This is a genomic window from Actinomadura sp. WAC 06369 (assembly GCF_003947565.1).
Taxonomy (GTDB): domain Bacteria; phylum Actinomycetota; class Actinomycetes; order Streptosporangiales; family Streptosporangiaceae; genus Spirillospora; species Spirillospora rifamycini.
The window spans coordinates 1-16,821 of the sequence record NZ_QHJN01000053.1 but is presented as its reverse complement, the minus strand read 5'-3'; the positions used below and the strand labels follow the sequence as shown (position 1 = coordinate 16,821).

Annotated in this window: 15 protein-coding genes; 2 read left to right on the top strand and 13 right to left on the bottom strand. The window is 74.4% G+C overall.

The window, feature by feature from the left end; translation table 11 throughout:
• Positions 1-53 precede the first annotated feature (53 nt).
• Together lysX and DMH08_RS16565 are read right to left on the bottom strand one after the other, a co-directional pair.
• Entirely contained in the window at positions 54-1,544 is a 1,491-nt protein-coding gene (gene lysX / locus DMH08_RS16570; protein WP_026403527.1) for a bifunctional lysylphosphatidylglycerol synthetase/lysine--tRNA ligase LysX, read from the bottom strand.
• Complete coding sequence (locus DMH08_RS16565; RefSeq protein WP_125615493.1) at positions 1,541-2,551, bottom strand: LysR family transcriptional regulator; 1,011 nt, start codon at positions 2,549-2,551, stop codon at positions 1,541-1,543. The genes lysX and DMH08_RS16565 overlap by 4 nt, the downstream gene beginning before the upstream one ends.
• A 125-nt stretch (positions 2,552-2,676) precedes the next feature.
• Here DMH08_RS16565 and DMH08_RS16560 point away from each other — a divergent pair, with 125 nt between their 5' ends.
• Entirely contained in the window at positions 2,677-3,861 is a 1,185-nt protein-coding gene (locus DMH08_RS16560) for an MFS transporter (RefSeq protein ID WP_125615490.1), read from the top strand.
• Here the strand turns inward: DMH08_RS16560 and DMH08_RS16555 are convergent.
• The 11 genes from DMH08_RS16555 to DMH08_RS16505 form a co-directional block, all read right to left on the bottom strand.
• Positions 3,840-4,622 (bottom strand): type III pantothenate kinase, encoded by a 783-nt coding sequence (locus DMH08_RS16555; protein ID WP_026403528.1) that lies wholly within the window; start codon positions 4,620-4,622, stop codon positions 3,840-3,842. The genes DMH08_RS16560 and DMH08_RS16555 overlap by 22 nt on opposite strands.
• Positions 4,623-4,636: 14 nt before the next feature.
• The gene (gene nadC, locus DMH08_RS16550; RefSeq protein WP_125615487.1) at positions 4,637-5,494 is read right to left on the bottom strand and encodes a carboxylating nicotinate-nucleotide diphosphorylase; all 858 of its coding nucleotides are present in this window, start codon (positions 5,492-5,494) and stop codon (positions 4,637-4,639) included.
• The gene (locus tag DMH08_RS16545; protein ID WP_125615484.1) at positions 5,491-7,155 is read right to left on the bottom strand and encodes an L-aspartate oxidase; all 1,665 of its coding nucleotides are present in this window, start codon (positions 7,153-7,155) and stop codon (positions 5,491-5,493) included. Before DMH08_RS16545 ends, nadC begins: the two co-directional genes overlap by 4 nt.
• A gap of 181 nt (positions 7,156-7,336) precedes the next feature.
• Positions 7,337-7,774: an aspartate 1-decarboxylase gene (panD, locus tag DMH08_RS16540; RefSeq protein ID WP_026403531.1), complete on the bottom strand. Its 438-nt coding sequence runs from the start codon at positions 7,772-7,774 to the stop codon at positions 7,337-7,339.
• Positions 7,774-8,640 carry a pantoate--beta-alanine ligase gene (gene panC / locus DMH08_RS16535; protein ID WP_026403532.1) on the bottom strand — a complete coding sequence of 289 codons (867 nt, stop codon included), beginning with the start codon at positions 8,638-8,640 and terminating at the stop codon, positions 7,774-7,776. Before panC ends, panD begins: the two co-directional genes overlap by 1 nt.
• Before the next feature lie 70 nt (positions 8,641-8,710).
• The gene (locus tag DMH08_RS16530) at positions 8,711-9,640 is read right to left on the bottom strand and encodes a Rossmann-like and DUF2520 domain-containing protein (RefSeq protein WP_026403533.1); all 930 of its coding nucleotides are present in this window, start codon (positions 9,638-9,640) and stop codon (positions 8,711-8,713) included.
• 282 nt (positions 9,641-9,922) lie between these two features.
• Entirely contained in the window at positions 9,923-12,427 is a 2,505-nt protein-coding gene (locus DMH08_RS16525; protein WP_125615481.1) for an ABC transporter permease, read from the bottom strand.
• The gene (locus tag DMH08_RS16520; RefSeq protein WP_034519008.1) at positions 12,427-13,200 is read right to left on the bottom strand and encodes an ABC transporter ATP-binding protein; all 774 of its coding nucleotides are present in this window, start codon (positions 13,198-13,200) and stop codon (positions 12,427-12,429) included. Before DMH08_RS16520 ends, DMH08_RS16525 begins: the two co-directional genes overlap by 1 nt.
• A 238-nt stretch (positions 13,201-13,438) precedes the next feature.
• Positions 13,439-13,729: a chaplin family protein gene (locus DMH08_RS16515; RefSeq protein ID WP_125615478.1), complete on the bottom strand. Its 291-nt coding sequence runs from the start codon at positions 13,727-13,729 to the stop codon at positions 13,439-13,441.
• Between the two features lie 142 nt (positions 13,730-13,871).
• The gene (locus tag DMH08_RS16510; RefSeq protein ID WP_125615475.1) at positions 13,872-14,564 is read right to left on the bottom strand and encodes a response regulator; all 693 of its coding nucleotides are present in this window, start codon (positions 14,562-14,564) and stop codon (positions 13,872-13,874) included.
• Positions 14,557-15,750, bottom strand: a complete 1,194-nt coding sequence (locus DMH08_RS16505) for a sensor histidine kinase (protein WP_125615472.1) — start codon at positions 15,748-15,750, stop codon at positions 14,557-14,559. Before DMH08_RS16505 ends, DMH08_RS16510 begins: the two co-directional genes overlap by 8 nt.
• A gap of 110 nt (positions 15,751-15,860) precedes the next feature.
• Between DMH08_RS16505 and DMH08_RS16500 the strand changes: the two genes are divergently transcribed.
• Positions 15,861-16,821: SAM-dependent methyltransferase (locus DMH08_RS16500; RefSeq protein WP_325052926.1), on the top strand; the 961-nt coding region annotated here is incomplete at its 3' end.

Here is a 16,821-nt window from a genome sequence, read left to right as displayed (position 1 = left end):
TCGGCGCCCGCGGCGCCGCGCCTCCGCGCGCCCCCCGGCCGGGGCGGCGCGCGCTACTCCGGCTTGACCAGCGGGAACAGGATCGTCTCCCGGATGCCCTTGCCGGTGAACGCCATGATCATCCGGTCGATGCCGGCGCCCATCCCGCCGGTCGGCGGCATGGCGTACTCGAGCGCCCGCAGGAAGTCCTCGTCCAGCTGCATGGCCTCGGGGTCGCCGCCCGCGGCCAGCAGCGACTGCTCGGTGAGCCGGCGGCGCTGCTCGATCGGGTCGACCAGCTCCGAGTAGGCGGTGCCGAGCTCGGTGCCGAACCCGATGAGGTCCCACTTCTCGGTGAGCAGCGGCTCCTCGCGGTGCTGCCGGGTCAGCGGCGACGTCTCCAGCGGGAAGTCCATGACGAACGTCGGCTGGACGAGCGTGTGCTCGATCAGCTCCTCGAAGATCTCCTGGACGAGCTTGCCCTGGCCCCACTTGGGGTCCCAGCTCACGCCGCGCCCGTCCGCGAGCTTGCGGACGGCCTCGATCGGGGTGTGCGGGGTGATCTCCTCGCCGAGCGCCTCCGACACCGACCCGTACAGCGTGATCCGGGGCCACTCGGCCACGCCGAGGTCGATCTCCTGGCCGTCGTGGACGACGACCGTCGTGTCCAGCGCGGCGACGACCGCCTTCTGGTACATCCGCTGGGTGAGCTCGGCCATGTCGTTGTAGTCGAGGTACGTCCCGTACGCCTCGAGCATCGTGAACTCGGGGTTGTGGGTGGAGTCCGCGCCTTCGTTGCGGAAGTTCCGGTTGATCTCGAAGACCTTCTCGATCCCGCCGACGACGAGCCGCTTCAGGTACAGCTCGATCGCGATCCGCAGGTAGAGGTCCATGTTGTACGCGTTGATGTGCGTGGTGAACGGGCGCGCCGTCGCACCGCCGTGGACGGGCTGCAGCATCGGCGTCTCGACCTCGAGGTAGCCCTCGTCGTGCCAGAAGTCGCGGACGGCGCGCACGGTCGCGCTGCGGATCCGCGCCATCCGCCGGGCCTCGTCGTTGACGATCAGGTCGACGTACCGCTGCCGCACCCGCGCCTCGGGGTCGGTGAGGCCCGCGTGCTTCTCCGGCAGCGGGCGCAGGCACTTGGACGTGATCGCGAACCGGTCGGCCATGATCGACAGCTCGCCGCGCCGCGACGTGATGACCTCGCCCTCGACGCCGATGTGGTCGCCGAGGTCGACCTCGCGCTTCCAGAAGTCGAGCTGCTCCTGCCCGACGTTCGCGAGCGACAGCATCACCTGGATCTCGCCGCCGCCGTCGCGGATCGTCGCGAAGCACAGCTTGCCGCCGTTGCGGACGAGCATGACCCGCCCGGTGACGCCGACCCGCTCGCCCGTCTCCGTGCCCGGCTCCAGGTCGGGGTGTTTCTCGCGGACCTCGGTGATGGTCGCCGTGCGCGGGAACGTCACCGGGTAGGGGTCGATCCCGCTTTCGCGCAGCCGGTCGAGCTTCTCCCGCCGGACGCGCATCTGCTCCGGAAGGTCATCGAGGGTCTCGTCACTCACGCGTCAAGGTTATCGATCCCGCTCGGTGCCCCGTGAACCACTTGGTCGGACGCGTCCGCGCCGGGCCGTCCGGACCGGCCGGCGCCCGCCCGTCCGAGCAGCGCGGGGCCCGCGTCGCGGGCCAGCGCGGCCGCCAGCGTCCGGAACGCCCGCACGGCGCCGCTCGGGTCGCCGCGGCGCGTCGCGAGGACGCTGCTGTCCCACGGCGCGTCCACGATCGGGACGTACCGGACGCCGGGCCACGGGTAGAAGCGGGCGAACGACGCGAGCGCCGACCCGACGCCGCGTCCGGCGGCGACGCTGAGCAGCACGTCCTGCGGGGTGCGGGCGAGGTCGGGCCCGCGCCGCCCCCGCTCGCCGTTCACCGCGCGGGTGAAGTACAGGTAGTCGGCGAACACGGCGGGGGTGACCTCGGGGACCTCGACGATCGGCAGGTCCGGGACGTCCGCGAGGCGCAGCGCGGCGGCGTCGCCGAACGGCCCGTCGGCGGGGACGCACACGATCCGCGACTCGGTCGTCAGGACGTCGACGTCGACGCGCTCGTCGTCCGGTGCGGGACGGACGAACGCGGCGTCCACGCGGTTCTCGACGAGCGCGGTGACGTGCTCGGTGAAGTCGAGCGGCTCGATGGCGAGGCGCACGTCGGGACGGGCGCGGCGGAACGCGCGGACGATCGCGGGGGTGAGTTCGGCGGACCCGTGCCCCATCACCCCGACGCGCAGGACCGGTCCGGCGGGGCCCGGCTCGGCGTCCGGTCCGGCGACCGCGACGGCGGCGACGGCGGCGTTCGCGGCGGCGAGCGCCGCGCGGGCGTGCGGCACGAACCGCTCGCCGGCCTCGGTGAGCCGCAGCGGGGAACGTTCCAGCAGCCGCACCCCGAGGTCGCGCTCGAGCCGCTGGACGTGCGCGGTCACGGCGGGCGGCGACAGGAACAGGCGCGCCGCCGCGCGCGCGAACCGCCCCTCCTCCACGACCGCGAGGAACGACGCCAGTTCACGCAGTTCCATGCCGCTCACGGTAATCGTCCCGAATGCCGTGAGGGAGCCCCGCGCGACGCGCATCACACGCGGGACCGGTTCGCGAAACGTGAAGGGGGGCGGCGGCGGGACCGCGCGGCCCGTAGACAAAGATCATGGACAAGTCGGGCACGCCTCCCCGGCGCTGGCTCCCGGTGGCGCTGATCATGTTCGGGGTCGGCTGGGGCGCCAACCAGTTCGCGTCGCTCCTCGTGCTCTACACCGAGCGGCTGCACCTCGGCGGCGGGGCCGCGCAGGCCGTGTTCGGCGTGTACGCGCTCGGGCTCGTGCCCGGACTCGCGCTCGGCGGACCGCTGTCCGACCGGTTCGGGCGCCGCCGCGTCGCGCTGCCGTCCGCGTGCGCGTCGGCCCCGGCCACGCTCGTCCTGATGGCCGGTGCGGCGGTGCCGGAGCTGCTGTACGCGGGACGGCTGCTCGCGGGGGTCGTGACGGGCGCGGTGCTCGCGGCGGGCACCGCGTGGGTCAAGGAGCTGGCGCCCGGCCCCGGCGTGCGGGCCACCGCGCTGGCGGTGTCGGCCGGGTTCGGCGCCGGCCCGCTCGCGGCGGCGCTCGTCGCGCAGTGGGCGCCGTCCCCGCTGGTCACCGCCTATGTGCCGCACCTGCTGATCATGGCGGTCGCGGTGCCCGCGGCCCTGCGCGTCCCCGACGTCCGCCCCGCCCGCCCGTCCCCGGACGGGCTCGCACGAGGGCGGCGGCTCGGCGGGTTCGGGGGGCTCGGCGGGGTGCGGCGGCCCGCGTTCCGCGGGGCGGTCGTGCCGGTCGCGATCTGGACGTTCGCCGCGCCCACGAGCGCGTTCGCGCTGCTGCCGGCGGTCGTCCCGGTGGAGCGCGCGCCGATCGTCCACGCGGGGCTGGTCACGGCGCTCACCCTCGGCTCGGGGATGGCGGCGCAGCCGCTCGCGCGGCGGCTGGAGGCGCGGCATCCGCGGCTCGTCGCCCGGGCCGGGCTGCTCGCGGTGTCGGCGGGCCTGCTGGCGGCCGCGCTGACGGTCGCGCTGCGCGCGCCCGCGCTGACCGCGGCGGCGGCCGTCCCGCTGGGCCTCGGCTACGGGCTCGTACTGACCTACAGCCTCGGCGAGACGGCCCGCATCGCCGCGCCGCACGAGCTGGCGGGCCTGACCGCCGCCGCGTACGCGGTGGTCTACGCGGGGATGTTCACGCCGCTGCTGCTGACCGTGCTGGCCCGGGCCGTCCCGATGGCGCTGCTGCTGGCCGTCCTGTCCGGGCTCGCGGCGCTGTGCCTGCTACGGGCGACCCGTCACGCGGTGTTGCGCTCGTAGATCAGCCGGAGCCCGATCAGGGTGAGCCACGGCTCGAAGACGTCGATGCAGCGGGACTCCTCGAGGACGAGCGGGGCGAGCCCGCCGGTCGCGATGACGGTGACCTCGTCGGGGTCGGCGGCGAGCTCGTCGGCCATCCGCTCGACGATCCCGTCGACCTGGCCGGCGAACCCGAAGATGATCCCGGACTGGAGCGCCTCGACGGTGTTCTTGGCGATCACGTTGCGCGGCCGCACCAGTTCGATCTTGTGGAGCTGGGCGCCGCGCGACGACAGCGCGTCTATCGAGATCTCGATGCCGGGGGCGATGGCGCCGCCGACGTACTCGCCCTTCGCGGAGACGGCGTCGAAGGTGGTCGCGGTGCCGAAGTCGACGACGATCGCGGGGCCGCCGTGCGTGTGCACGGCGGCCAGCGCGTTCACGACCCGGTCGGCGCCGACCTCCTTGGGGTTGTCCATCCGGACGGGCACCCCGGTCTTGACGCCCGGTTCGACGATGACCGCGGGGACGTCGCCGTAGTAGCGGCGGCACATCTCCCGCATCTCGTGCAGCACGGACGGGACGGTCGAGCACAGGGCGATGCCGCTGATGTCGGTCTCGGCGAGCAGCGGGCTCTGCTGCACCAGACCCTGCAGCACCACGGCGATCTCGTCGGCGGTGCGCCGGGGGTCGGTGTTGATCCGCCAGTGCTCGATCACCTCCTCGCCCTCGAACAGGCCGAGCACGGTCTGGGTGTTACCGACGTCGATGGTGAGCAGCATCAGGTCCCCGCTGGTCAGGTGAAGTCAAGGCCGATGTCGAACACGCGCGCCGAGTGCGTCAGCGCGCCGACGGCAAGGTAGTCGACTCCGGTCACGGCGACGTCTCGGGCCCGCTCCAGGGTAAGGCCACCGCTCGCCTCCAGTTCCGCCCGCCCCGCCACAAGCCGGACGGCTTCTGACATTTCGGCGTCGGTCATGTTGTCCAGCAGGATCGCGCGCGCGCCCGCGGCCAGTGCCTCCTCCACCTGTGCGAGGGTGTCGCACTCCACCTGGACGTGCAACGCGGGGTACACGTTTCGGACGTCCCGGAAAGCCCGGGTGACGGACCCGGCCGCGGCGACATGGTTGTCCTTGATGAGCGCCGCGTCGTGCAGGCCCATCCGGTGGTTGACGCCGCCGCCGCAGCGCACGGCGTACTTCTGCAGCGCGCGCAGGCCCGGCAGGGTCTTGCGGGTGTCGCGGACCCGCGCCTTCGTCCCGTCGATCGCGTCGGCCCAGCGCCGCGTCGCCGTCGCGATTCCGGACAGATGCGTCAGCAGGTTGAGGGCCGTCCGTTCCGCGCGCAGCACCGCCCGGGTCGGTCCGCTCACCGAGAGGATCACCTGGCCGGGGACGACCCGGTCGCCGTCGGCGGCCTTCGCCTCGTGCACGACGCCGAGCAGGTCGAACACGGCCGCGGCGACCGGGACGCCCGCGACGACGCCCTCCTCGCGGGCGGTGAAGTCCCCGGCCGCGGTGTCGTCCGGTGCGAAGATCGGCTCGCTGGTGACGTCGGTGTCGCCGTCCTCGGCGAGCGCCGTCCGCACAAGGTTGTCCACAGCCTGTGGATCGAGCCCGGCGGCCCGCAGCGCCGCGTCCGTCTCGGGTGTCATGCGCCTGTCCCCTTCGCGGGTTCGTAGGTGGTGACCAGTTCGGTCCGATCGTTCCCCGTGCCCGGCCGGACGAGCCGCGTGACCAGGTGGCCGCGCCAGTCCGCGTCGGACCGTTCCGGGAAGTCCTCGCGCCAGTGGCTGCCGCGCGTCTCCTCGCGGCGCCGGGCGGCGGCGACGATCGCGGACGCGACCGTGTGCAGGTTCGCGGCCTCCCACGCGGCGACGCCGGGGGCGGCGCCCGCGCCGGGCAGGGCGGCGAGCTCGCGGGCGGCGGCCGCCAGGCCGTCCGCGCGGCGCAGCACGCCCGCGTGCCCGGTCATGATCCGCTGGACGTCCGCCCGCCGCGCCGGGTCGGGCAGGCCGCCCGCGCCCGGCCCGGACGGGACGGCCGCGGCCTCGCCGGGCCCGGGGGCGTCCGCGAGGTCGCCGGGGAGGGCGTCGGCGATCCGGGCCGCGAACACCAGCCCTTCCAGCAGCGAGTTGGACGCGAGCCGGTTCGCGCCGTGCACGCCCGTGCAGGCGACCTCGCCGCACGCGTACAGGCCGGGGACGGACGTGCGCCCGTGCAGGTCCGTGCGGACGCCGCCGCTCGCGTAGTGCGCGGCGGGGACGACCGGGATCGGCTCGGTCACGGGGTCGATGCCGTGGTGCCGGCACGCGGCGAGGATCGTCGGGAAGCGCGCCTCCCACATGGCGGCGCCGAAGTGCCGGCCGTCCAGGAGCATGCAGGCGGCGCCGGTCTGCCGCATCCGGTTCGTGATCCCCTTGGCGACGATGTCGCGCGGGGCGAGCTCGGCGAGTTCGTGGCGTCCGACCATGAAGCGCTCGCCCGCGAGGTCGGTCAGGTGGGCGCCTTCTCCCCGCACGGCCTCCGAGATGAGGGGCTGTTGCCCGCGCGCGCCCTCCCCGAGCCAGAGCACGGTGGGGTGGAACTGGACGAACTCGAGATCGGTGACCTCGGCCCCCGCACGCAGCGCGAGCGCCACGCCGTCCCCCGTGGAGACCTCCGGGTTGGTGGTGGCGGAGAACACCTGGCCGAGCCCGCCGGTGGCGAGCACGACGGCGCGCGCGCGGACGGCGCCCACGCCCGCGGGCTGGCCCTCCCCCATCACGTGCAGGGTGATGCCGGCGGCGCGTCCGTCCGGGTCCTTGAGCAGGTCGAGGACGAGCGCGTGCTCGATCACCTCGACGCCGGAGTCCTTGAGCGCGGCGAGCAGCGCCCGGCTGATCTCCGCGCCGGTCGCGTCGCCGCCCGCGTGCGCGATGCGGCGGCGCCGGTGCCCGCCCTCGCGGGTCAGCGCGATGGTCCCGCCGTCGGCGCGGTCGAACGCCGCGCCGAGGTCGATGAGGTCGCGGACGGCGTCCGGGCCCTCGGTGACCAGGGCGCGGACGGCGTCCTCGTCGCACAGCCCCACGCCCGCGACGAGCGTGTCGGCCAGGTGCTCGCCGGGGGTGTCGTCGGGGGCGAGCGCGGCGGCGATGCCGCCCTGCGCCCAGCGCGTGGAGCCGGCGTCCAGCAGCGCCTTCGTGACGAGCAGGACGCGTCCGTGCGGGCGGCAGCGGAGCGCGGCGACGAGACCGGCGATGCCGGAGCCGACGACGACGATGTCGGTGCGGGCGGTCCAGCCGGGTTCGGGGGCGGTCAGCGCGGAAGGGATCATGTGCCCTCCTCCGGGGGCTCGATTCTCGTCATTGTGACACTAACCCCGGAACGGGCTTTTCCCCGACCCCCGAACAGAACGGGCGGACCGCCCGGGATCCCCCGGACGATCCGCCCGCCCCGACCGACCGACCGAGGCCGCACCGACCACCGCGCGCCCGGTGCGGGAAGGCCGCCTGGCCCTAGCGGCCCGACGCCGAGGGCGACGCGGACACGACGTCGCCGCGCCGGTCGTCCGTCCCGGGGACGGGCTCGGCGGGGTCGGAGCCCAGCGAGATGATCCGGTTCGACCGGTCGACGTGCACCACCTGCGGGACGAACTCGCGCGCCTCGGCGTCGCTGAGCTGCGCGTAGCTGATGATGATCACCAGGTCGCCGGGCTGCACCAGCCGCGCCGCCGCCCCGTTGATCCCGATCACGCCGGAGCCGCGCTCGCCCGCGATCAGGTACGTCTCCAGCCGGGCCCCGTTGTCGATGTCGACGATGTGGACCTGCTCGCCGGGCAGCAGGTCGGCGGCGTCCATCAGGTCCTGGTCGATGGTCAGCGACCCCACGTAGTGCAGGTCCGCCTGGGTCACCGTGGCGCGGTGGATCTTCGACTTGAACATCGTCCGGAACATCAGTGCTCCTTGGTGAGCTGGAGGGGAACGTTGTCGATCAGGTGGGTGGCGCCGACGCGTCCCGCGACGGCGAGCACGGCCGGTCCGGCGTGGCCGGCGGCGACCTCGGTGAACGTCGCGGGGTCGACGAGCACGAGGTAGTCCGGGTCCAGCGGCGGCACGGCGGACGCCGCCGCGGCCAGCTCCGCGCGGGCCGCCCCGAGCACCGCGTCCGGCCCGCCCCCCGCCGCGGCGGCGTCCGCCCCGGCCCGCAGCGCCCGCGACAGCGCGAGCGCCGTGCGGCGCTCGTCCGGCGACAGGTAGCGGTTGCGGCTCGACAGCGCCAGCCCGTCCGGCTCCCGGACGGTCGGCGCGCCGACGATCTCGACGGGCACGTTCAGGTCGGCGACCATCCGGCGGATCAGGGCGAGCTGCTGCGCGTCCTTCTCCCCGAACACCGCCACATCGGGACGTACCAGGTTCAACAACTTCAGAACGACGGTGAGCATTCCATCGAAGTGGCCGGGACGGGACGCGCCCTCGACCACCTCGCCCATCGGCCCCGACTTCAGCGTCACCTGCGGCTCCGCCGGATACATCACGTCGCGGGACGGCGCGAACACCACGTCCGCGCCCTCGCGCGCGCACGCCGCGACGTCATCCTCGAACGTCCGGGGGTACCGGTCGAAGTCCTCGCCGGGGCCGAACTGGAGCGGGTTCACGAAGATGCTGACGGCCACGCCGTCCGCACGCGCGCGCGCCTCCCGCATCAGGGACAGGTGTCCCTCGTGCAACGCGCCCATGGTCGGGACGAGCGCCAGCGTGCCCGGCACGGACTTCCGTGCGGCGGCCAGCTCCTCCCGCGTCCTCGCGATGACGGGCGTCACGACGCTCCCCTCGACTCGTTCTCGTCCTGCCGCGACCCGTCCGGCCGCGGTCCGTACCGGTACAAGACGGTCAGTCCGCCAGCGCCTCGAGGAGCCGCTCGGCGTCCTCCGGCTTGAGCATCCCGGCGCCGAGCGCCCGGTCGGCGGTCAGCCGGGCCAGCGCGACGTACGCGCGGCGGCTCTCCGGCGACACCCGGCCCAGCTCCGCGACGTGATCGGCGACCGTCCCCGCGTCGCCGCGCGCGACCGGGCCGGTCAGCCCGTCGATGCCGAGCCGCAGCGCGTTGTCGAGCGCCGCGCCCAGCAGCGGCCCGAGCATCGCGCCCGGCTCGTCCACCCCGGCGGCGCGCAGCAGGTCCATCGCCTCGACGACCAGCGTGACCAGGTGGTTCGCGCCGCCCGCGAGCGCCGCGTGGTACAGCGGCCGCCGCTCCTCGGGGATCCACACCGGCTCCCCGCCCATCTCCACGACGAGCGCCTCGGCGACCGGCCGCAGCGGCTCCGGCGCGGTGACGCCGAACGAGATCCCGGCGAGCCGCGCGACGTCGTCCGGGCGTCCGGTGAACGTCATCACCGGGTGCAGCGCCAGCGGCAGCGCGCCCGCGCGGGTCAGCGGGTCCAGGACGGCCGTGCCGAACCGGCCGCTGGTGTGCACGACCAGCTTGCCCGCGACCGGGACGCCCGCCGTCGCGAACCCCGCGGCCAGCTCGGGGAGCTGGTCGTCGGGCACGGTCAGCAGCACCAGGTCGGCGGCGGTCACCGCGCCCTGCGGGTCGGTGACGGCCGCGCCGGGCAGCCGGTCGGCCGCCCGCTCCCGCGACCGCGCCGACACGGCCGTCGCGGCGACCACGCGGTGCCCGGCCAGTTCGAGCGCCGAGCCCAGCGCCGAACCGACGCGGCCCGCGCCCACGACGCCGACCGACAGCCGGGCGGGACGGTCCTCCGGGGCGCCGGGCTGCTCGTTTCCGGGCGCGGCGGAAGGCGTGCCGTGCTCATCCATCGTTCGTTCCAGTCCTCGTGACGTAGGTACCGGACGTTGCGCGGCCCAGAGTACCTGTTTCATTGAGACGCCCTTGGCGTCAGGCCCCGGGGGGCCTTCCTTCAACGGGCGCCTCGTGCGATTGCTGCATCGCTCCGACTCGCCCAGGGGCTCGCTGCGCGATCAAGTTCTCGCTCCGCTCGAACTTGGCTTCGCTCGCAATCGCAGTGTTCCCGGTCCGCTCTGGCCGGGCGGGGCCCGGGCCGCCGTGATGATGGCGGCGCGCCGTCCGAGCGGGCCACGCTACTCCGTCGAGAGGGACTCCACGATGGACGCCTTCGCGGCGCGGCGCGCGGGCATGACGGCGGCGAGGACCCCCGCCACCGCGGCCAGCGCGATGAACCCGGCGATCTGCCCGTAGGGCAGCGCGAACACCGAGCTCTCGCCCATCGCCTCCGTCGCCGCCCAGCCGAACGCGATGCCGAGCACGACCCCGGTGAGCGCGCCGATCACCGCCATGACCAGCGCCTCGATCGACAGCATCCGGCGGAGCTGCCGCTTGGTGATGCCGAGGGCGCGCAGCAGCGCCGACTCCCGGGTGCGCTCCACCACCGACAGCGTCAGCGTGTTCGCGATGCCGAACAGCGCGATGACGATCGCCAGGCCGAGCAGTCCGCCGAAGACCATCAGCATGCTGTTCACGGCGTCGCTCAGGGTGTCCTTGAACTCCGCGACCGACATCACCCGGACGGTCGGGTACGGCTGCGCGGCGGCGTCGATCGCCTTGCGCGCGGCGTTCGGGTCCGTGCCGTCCGCCGTCTTCACCATGATCGCCTTCGGGTCGCGCTCCGTGAAGTAACGGTCGAAGTCCGCCTCGGGGACCAGGTACGCGCCGAACGCGGGCGTCTTGTGGAACCCGACGACCTCCACCTCGACGGTGCCCCGCTCCGTGGCGATCCGCGCGGTGTCGCCCACCGACAGCCCCGCGTCCTCGGCGGTGAACTCCTCCACCAGCGCCGTCCCCGGCCGCAGCGCCGACAGCGACCCCTCCGTGACGTTCGGCTTCAGCGTCGTCCCGAGCGCCGACGCGGTCGCCGTCGACACGACCAGGTCCGCGCCCTCGACCGTCGCCATCGTGTCCCGCAGCTCGATGACCTGCGCGAACTCCGGACGCTGCCGCAGTGCGCCGGCGAGCGCGTGCGGCACCCGGTCGTCCTCGCCGCCGAACTGGGTGTTCACCTGGAACTCGACGGGGAACTGCTCCTCGATCTGCGCGACCGACGTCGCCTTACCGCTCGCCGCGACCACCGCGAACAGGCTCATCAGCCCGACCCCGACGGTCAGCGCGATCGTCGTCGTCGCCGTCCGGCGCGGCGCGCGCCGCGCGTTCTCGACCGCCAGCCGCCCCGGCACGCCCCCGGCCCGGGCCGGGAGCGCGCCCGCGAACCGGCCCAGCGGCCGCACCAGCGCGGGCATCGCCGCGATCACCCCGGCGAAGAACACCGCCCCGCCGAAGGCGACCGCGAACATCGCCGTCTCGCCCTTCTCCATCACCAGCGACGCGTAACCGCCGACCGCCAGGCCCGCCCCCGAGAACAGGACGGCGAGCAGCGTCCGCACGACGCCCAGGCGGAACCGGCCGCTGCCCGGCTCCAGCTCCGCGCGCAGCGCCGTCACCGGCGAGACGCGCGTCGCGGCGCGGGCCGGCAGCAGCGCGGACGCCACCGTCACGACGACGCCGACCGCGAGGCCGACCACGACCGTCCGGACGGCCAGCGTCGGCGCCGCCACCGGGATCGCGTCGTCGAACCGGTGCACCAGCGCGAGCAGCCCCCAGCCGAGCCCCAGCCCGGCGGCCAGGCCCAGCAGCGACCCGACGAAGCCCACGACCACCGACTCGGTCAGCACGCCGCCGAACACCTGCCGCCGCGTCGCGCCGACGCAGCGCAGCAGCGCCATCTCCCGCATCCGCTGCGCGATCAGGATCGAGAACGTGTTGTAGATGACGAGCGCCGAGACCAGCATCGCGACCATGCCGAACAGCAGCAGCCCCGTCCGGATGATCTCGGTGTCGGCGCCCGCCTCCTCGGCCAGCCGCGCCCCCAGCTCCTCGCCGGTGAGCACCTCGTACCCGCCGCCGACGGCCGCCGCGACCGCGGCCTCGTCCGCGCCGAGGACGTCCAGCTCCCCGTACGCCTTCTCGCCCGTCATCCGCAGCGCCGTCGCGGTGTCGAACCCGACCGCGCCCCGGTAGCTCGCCTCCTGGTCGATGCCGAAGTCGACCAGGCCGACGACGGTGAACCGGTGCGGCCGGTTCCGCCCGTCCAGCACCGTCGCCGCCTCGCCGACCTCGAAGCCCTCCCGCTCGGCCAGGCCCGTGTGGACGACCACCTCGCCGCCGCCGCGCGGGGCGCGCCCCTCGTCGACCGTGTACCGCAGCAGGTTCCCGGACGGCACCGACAGCGCCACCGTCGGCATGTCGCCGACCGCCTTGCCGTCCTTGCCGACCAGCGCCGCGCCGCCCCGCACCAGCCCGTCGGCGTCCGTCACCCCCGGGACCGCCCGCACCTTCTCGAGCACGTCCCGCGGGATGCCGTCCGCGCCCTCGGCGCCCGCGCCGTCGCCCGGCAGGACCGCGACGTCGATCTTCCCGGCCGACTTCGCGAACGTCTGCCCGAACGCCTTGTCGACCGTGTCCGTCAGGACGAACGTCCCGGCGATGAACCCGACCCCGAGGGTGATCGCGACGGCCGTCAGCAGCAGCCGCAGCTTGTGGGCCCGCAGGCCCGCCAGCGTCGTCTTCAGCATCAGGCCCCCAGGTTCTTCAGCCGGTCGAGCACCGTCTCGGGCGTCGGGCCGTGGATCTCGCTCACGATCTCGCCGTCCCGCAGGAACACCACCCGGTCCGCGTACGAGGCCGCCACCGGGTCGTGCGTCACCATGACGATCGTCTGGCCCATCTCCCGGACGGACGAGCGCAGGAACTCCAGCACCTCCGCGCCCGCACGGGAGTCGAGGTTGCCCGTCGGCTCGTCCGCGAAGATGACCTCGGGACGGGCGACGAGGGCGCGCGCGCACGCCACCCGCTGCTGCTGGCCGCCCGACAGCTCGTTCGGGCGGTGCCCCAGCCGGTCCCGCAGGCCGACGACGTCCACGACCTGGTCGAACCACTGCCGGTCCGGCTTGCGGCCCGCGAGGTCCATCGGCAGCAGGATGTTCTGCTCGGCGGTGAGCGTCGGCAGCAGGTTGAACGCCTGGAAGACGAACCCGACGCGCTCCCGCCGCAGCATCGTCAGCTGCCGGTCGCTCATCCCGGTGATCTCCGCGTCCCCGAGGGTGATCCGCCCGCCGCTCACCGTGTCGAGCCCCGCCAGGCAGTGCATCAGCGTCGACTTCCCGGACCCGGACGGGCCCATGATCGCGGTGAACGCGCCGCGCGCGAACCCGACGCTGACGCCGCGCAGCGCGTGGACGGCCGCGTCACCGGAGCCGTACACCTTCGACACCTCCGCGGCGACGACGGCCGGCGGTGCGGCGGCGGCGGGAGATCCTCCGGCGGGGCCGGTGAACGTGCTGGTCACGGTGACTCCTTCATGGACGGCTACGACCGTCCACCACGCTAGGAATCCGCGCCGCCCCTGCCATCGCCCGCACGGCCACGGTCCGCATCGGCATCGAGGCTGCCTCCGGGCGCCGCGTACGACTTGAGTCGTACGTCCGGGTCAGTCGTCCCGCCGACCCGCGGGCCCCCGCCAGGCAAGACGAACGCCGGCGGCCCCTCGCGGAGCCGCCGGCGTTCGGTGTTCGGTGCGGCGACGATCAGTCGAACTCGACCTCCGCGCCGCCCTCGCAGCCGGCGCCGGCGACGCCGATGACCGCGACCGCGTTGCCGCAGGCGCTGATCGGGATCGAGATCGGGGCGATGACCTGGTTGCCCCCGAGGATGCTGAAGTTCCCGCTGGTCTTGTTGCCCGAGAACGGGCCGTTGTGCGCGTGGCCGTTGTCCCCCGCGAAGGCGGCGGGGGCGGCGGCGAGGGCCGAGGCGGTGATGGCGAAGCCGAGAACACCGGTGGCGGCGAGCTTCTTGATCACGTGAGTCCTCCCGTACATGGGCTTTATGGGCCCGAGGTGACATTGCCCGACGCAGTCCGCGAAGACGACGTCGCGTACGGTAGTTACCCAGCTACTTTCAGGTAAGCCAACCGAAAGGGGCACGACGAAGGCAAAAAGTCACCTTAGGGTGATCAATCCGTTACAGCGTGTCGCCATTTTGACCGCTTTTCACCAGACCTGTCTCATAGGCGAAGACCACCGCCTGGACACGATCCCGCAGGTCGAGCTTTGTCAGAATGCGCCCCATATGCGTCTTCACCGTCGCCTCCGACACGTAGAGCCGCCCCGCGATCTCCGCGTTCGACATCCCGCGCGCGACGAGCCGCAGCACCTCCCCCTCCCGCTCGGTCAGGCTCTCCAGCGCCCCGCCCGCCGCCGCCCGCTCGGCGTCCGGCAGATGCACCGCGAACCGGTCCAGCAGCCGCTTCGTCGTGCTCGGCGCCACCACCGCGTCCCCCGAGTGCACCGCCTTGATCGCCTCGATCAGGTGCGCCGGGCCCGCGTCCTTCAGCAGGAACCCGCCCGCCCCCGCCTTGATCGCCGCGAACGCGTACTCGTCCAGGTCGAACGTGGTCAGGATGACGACCTTCGGCCGCTCCCCCGCCGCCACGATCCGGCGGGTCGCCTCGATCCCGTCCATCCGCGGCATCCGGACGTCCATCAGCACCACGTCCGCCCGCGTCGCCCGCAGCAGCTCCAGCGCCCGGAGTCCGTCACCGGCCTCCCCCACCACCTCGATGTCCGGCTGCGCGTCGAGCACCATCGCGAACCCCGTCCGCACCAGCTCCTGGTCGTCCACCAGCACGACCCGGATCGGCTCGTCCTCACCCATTCCGGATACTCCTCTCGGCCGCTTCGTCCTCGCCGGTGGGGATCCGGGCCAGCACCCCGAAACCGCCGCCCGCCCGGGGCTCCGCCCGGACCGTGCCGCCGTACACCGCCGCGCGCTCCCGCATCCCGACCAGGCCGTGCCCCCGGCCGTCGCCGCCGGACGCCGCCGCACCGCGGCCGTCGTCCTCCACCCGGACCTCCACCGCGTCCCCGCCGAACCGCAACCGCACCGACGCCGACGCCCGCGGCCCACCGTGCTTGAGGGTATTGGTCAGCGCCTCCTGGACGATCCGGAAGACCGTCAGCTGCCGGCCCTGCGACAGCTCCGGCGGCGCCCCCTCCACCTCGAACGTCACCGGCAGCCCCGACGCGCGCACCTGCCCCACCAGGTCGTCGAGCTCCGCCACCCCCGGCTGCGGCGCGTACGCCCCCGCGTCGTCGTCCTCCCGCAGCACCCCCAGCAGCCGCCGCATCTCGCCCAGCGCGTACCGCCCGGTCGTGGAGATCGCCTCCAGCGCCTGCCGGGCCCGCCCCACGTCGTGCTCGATCGCGTAGGACGCGCCGTCCGCCTGCACCACGATCACGCTGACGTTGTGCGCCACGACGTCGTGCAGCTCCCGCGCGATGCTGGCCCGCTCCGCGGCCATCGCCATCCGCACCTCCGCGTCCCGCTCCCGCTCCAGCCGCTCCGCCCGCTCCTCCAGCGACCGCAGGTACGCCCGCCGCGTCCGCATGTGCAGCCCGAGCAGCCACACCCCCGCCGTCACCACCGTCAGCATCACGAACGAGTACCGGGCATCGGCGCCGCCGCTCGGATACCGGTACGTCGCCATCACCGCGCCGACCTCCACGACCAGCGCCGCCGCCACACCCCACCGCAGCGAGAACCCCGCCGTCACCGTGTACAGCCCCATCAGCACCGCGATATCGGCGGGCAGCGGAGTGATGCCCACCGCGCACTGCAAGCCCGCCACCAGCGCGACCACGGCGAACACCGCCCGCGGGTAGGTCCGCCGCAGCACCAGCGGCACCAGCAGCGCGAACGTCACCACGGCGTACTGGACGGGGGGCACGCCGTACGACCCGCTCAGCAGCCCCGGCAGCGCCAGGAACGCCACGGGCGCCGCCAGGAACGCGTCGACCAGCGGCGTCTTGCCCCGGAGCCAGTCCCACATCCTCCCGACCATGCGGACAGGCTACGTATCGCCTGGTACGCCCCGGATCAGCCGCAAGTCGGACGGCGCTCCGCCGCGAGGATGGTCCGCCCGGGGCCGCCGCCCACGGTAACGTCGCACACGTGTTGGTCACCGAGTGGCTGCCCTGGCGCACCGCGATGGAGCGGGCCCTGTACGGGGAGCGGGGCTTCTACCGGCGCGAGCGCCCCGCCGACCACTTCCGCACCTCCGTGCACGCCTCCCCCCGCTTCGCCGCCGCCGTCGCCCGGCTGCTCACCGACGTCGACGCGTCCCTCGGCCGCCCGTCCCGCCTCGACCTCGTCGACATCGGCGCGGGCTCCGGCGCCCTCCTCACGAACGTCCGCGACCACGCCGCCCCCGACCTCCGCGACCGCCTGCACCTCACCGCCGTCGAGATCGCCCCGCGGCCCCCGGACCTCCCCGGCGTGACGTGGCGCCCCGACCTCCCCGCGTCCTTCACCGGCCTCGCGATCGCCAACGAGTGGCTCGACAACGTCCCCCTCGACGTCGTCGAGCGCACCCCGGACGGCGTCCGCACGATGCTCGTCGACCCCGCCAGCGGCGCCGAACGCCCCGGGCCCGAGCCGTCCGCCGAGGACCGCGCGTGGCTCGACCGCTGGTGGCCGCTGGCCGAACCGGGCGACCGTGCCGAGGTCGGCCGCCCCCGCTGCGCCGCCTGGGGCACCGTCGTCCGCCGCCTGTCCCGCGGCCTCGCGATCGCGGTCGACTACGCCCACACCCGCACCTCCCGACCCCCGTACGGCACCCTCGCCGGGTACCGCGACGGGTCCACCGTCCCCGCCGTCCCCGACGGCTCCTGCGACGTCACCGCGCACGTCGCCCTCGACGCCTGCGCCGTCGAGGGCGAGCGCGCGGGCGCCACCGCGACCGTCCTCACCACCCAGCGCACCGCCCTGCGCGCCCTCGGGCTCACCGGCGCCCGCCCCCCGCTCGACCTCGCCCACCGCGACCCGCGCGCCTACGTTGCCGCCCTCTGCCACGCCGGCGAGGACGCCGAACTGACCGACCCGTCCGGCCTCGGCGGCTTCACCTGGCTGGCCC

Bases quoted from the DNA above. Each gene is read 5' to 3' on its own strand.
- DMH08_RS16510 (WP_125615475.1), bottom strand. From the start codon at position 14,564: ATGGGTGAGGACGAGCCGATCCGGGTCGTGCTGGTGGACGACCAGGAG.
- DMH08_RS16560 (WP_125615490.1), top strand. From the start codon at position 2,677: ATGGACAAGTCGGGCACGCCTCCCCGGCGCTGGCTCCCGGTGGCGCTG.
- DMH08_RS16565 (WP_125615493.1), bottom strand. From the start codon at position 2,551: ATGGAACTGCGTGAACTGGCGTCGTTCCTCGCGGTCGTGGAGGAGGGG.
- DMH08_RS16545 (WP_125615484.1), bottom strand. From the start codon at position 7,155: ATGATCCCTTCCGCGCTGACCGCCCCCGAACCCGGCTGGACCGCCCGC.
- DMH08_RS16525 (WP_125615481.1), bottom strand. From the start codon at position 12,427: ATGCTGAAGACGACGCTGGCGGGCCTGCGGGCCCACAAGCTGCGGCTG.
- DMH08_RS16515 (WP_125615478.1), bottom strand. From the start codon at position 13,729: ATGTACGGGAGGACTCACGTGATCAAGAAGCTCGCCGCCACCGGTGTT.
- DMH08_RS16530 (WP_026403533.1), bottom strand. From the start codon at position 9,640: ATGGATGAGCACGGCACGCCTTCCGCCGCGCCCGGAAACGAGCAGCCC.
- DMH08_RS16505 (WP_125615472.1), bottom strand. From the start codon at position 15,750: ATGGTCGGGAGGATGTGGGACTGGCTCCGGGGCAAGACGCCGCTGGTC.
- DMH08_RS16555 (WP_026403528.1), bottom strand. From the start codon at position 4,622: ATGCTGCTCACCATCGACGTCGGTAACACCCAGACCGTGCTCGGCCTG.
- nadC (WP_125615487.1), bottom strand. From the start codon at position 5,494: ATGACACCCGAGACGGACGCGGCGCTGCGGGCCGCCGGGCTCGATCCA.
- panD (WP_026403531.1), bottom strand. From the start codon at position 7,774: ATGTTCCGGACGATGTTCAAGTCGAAGATCCACCGCGCCACGGTGACC.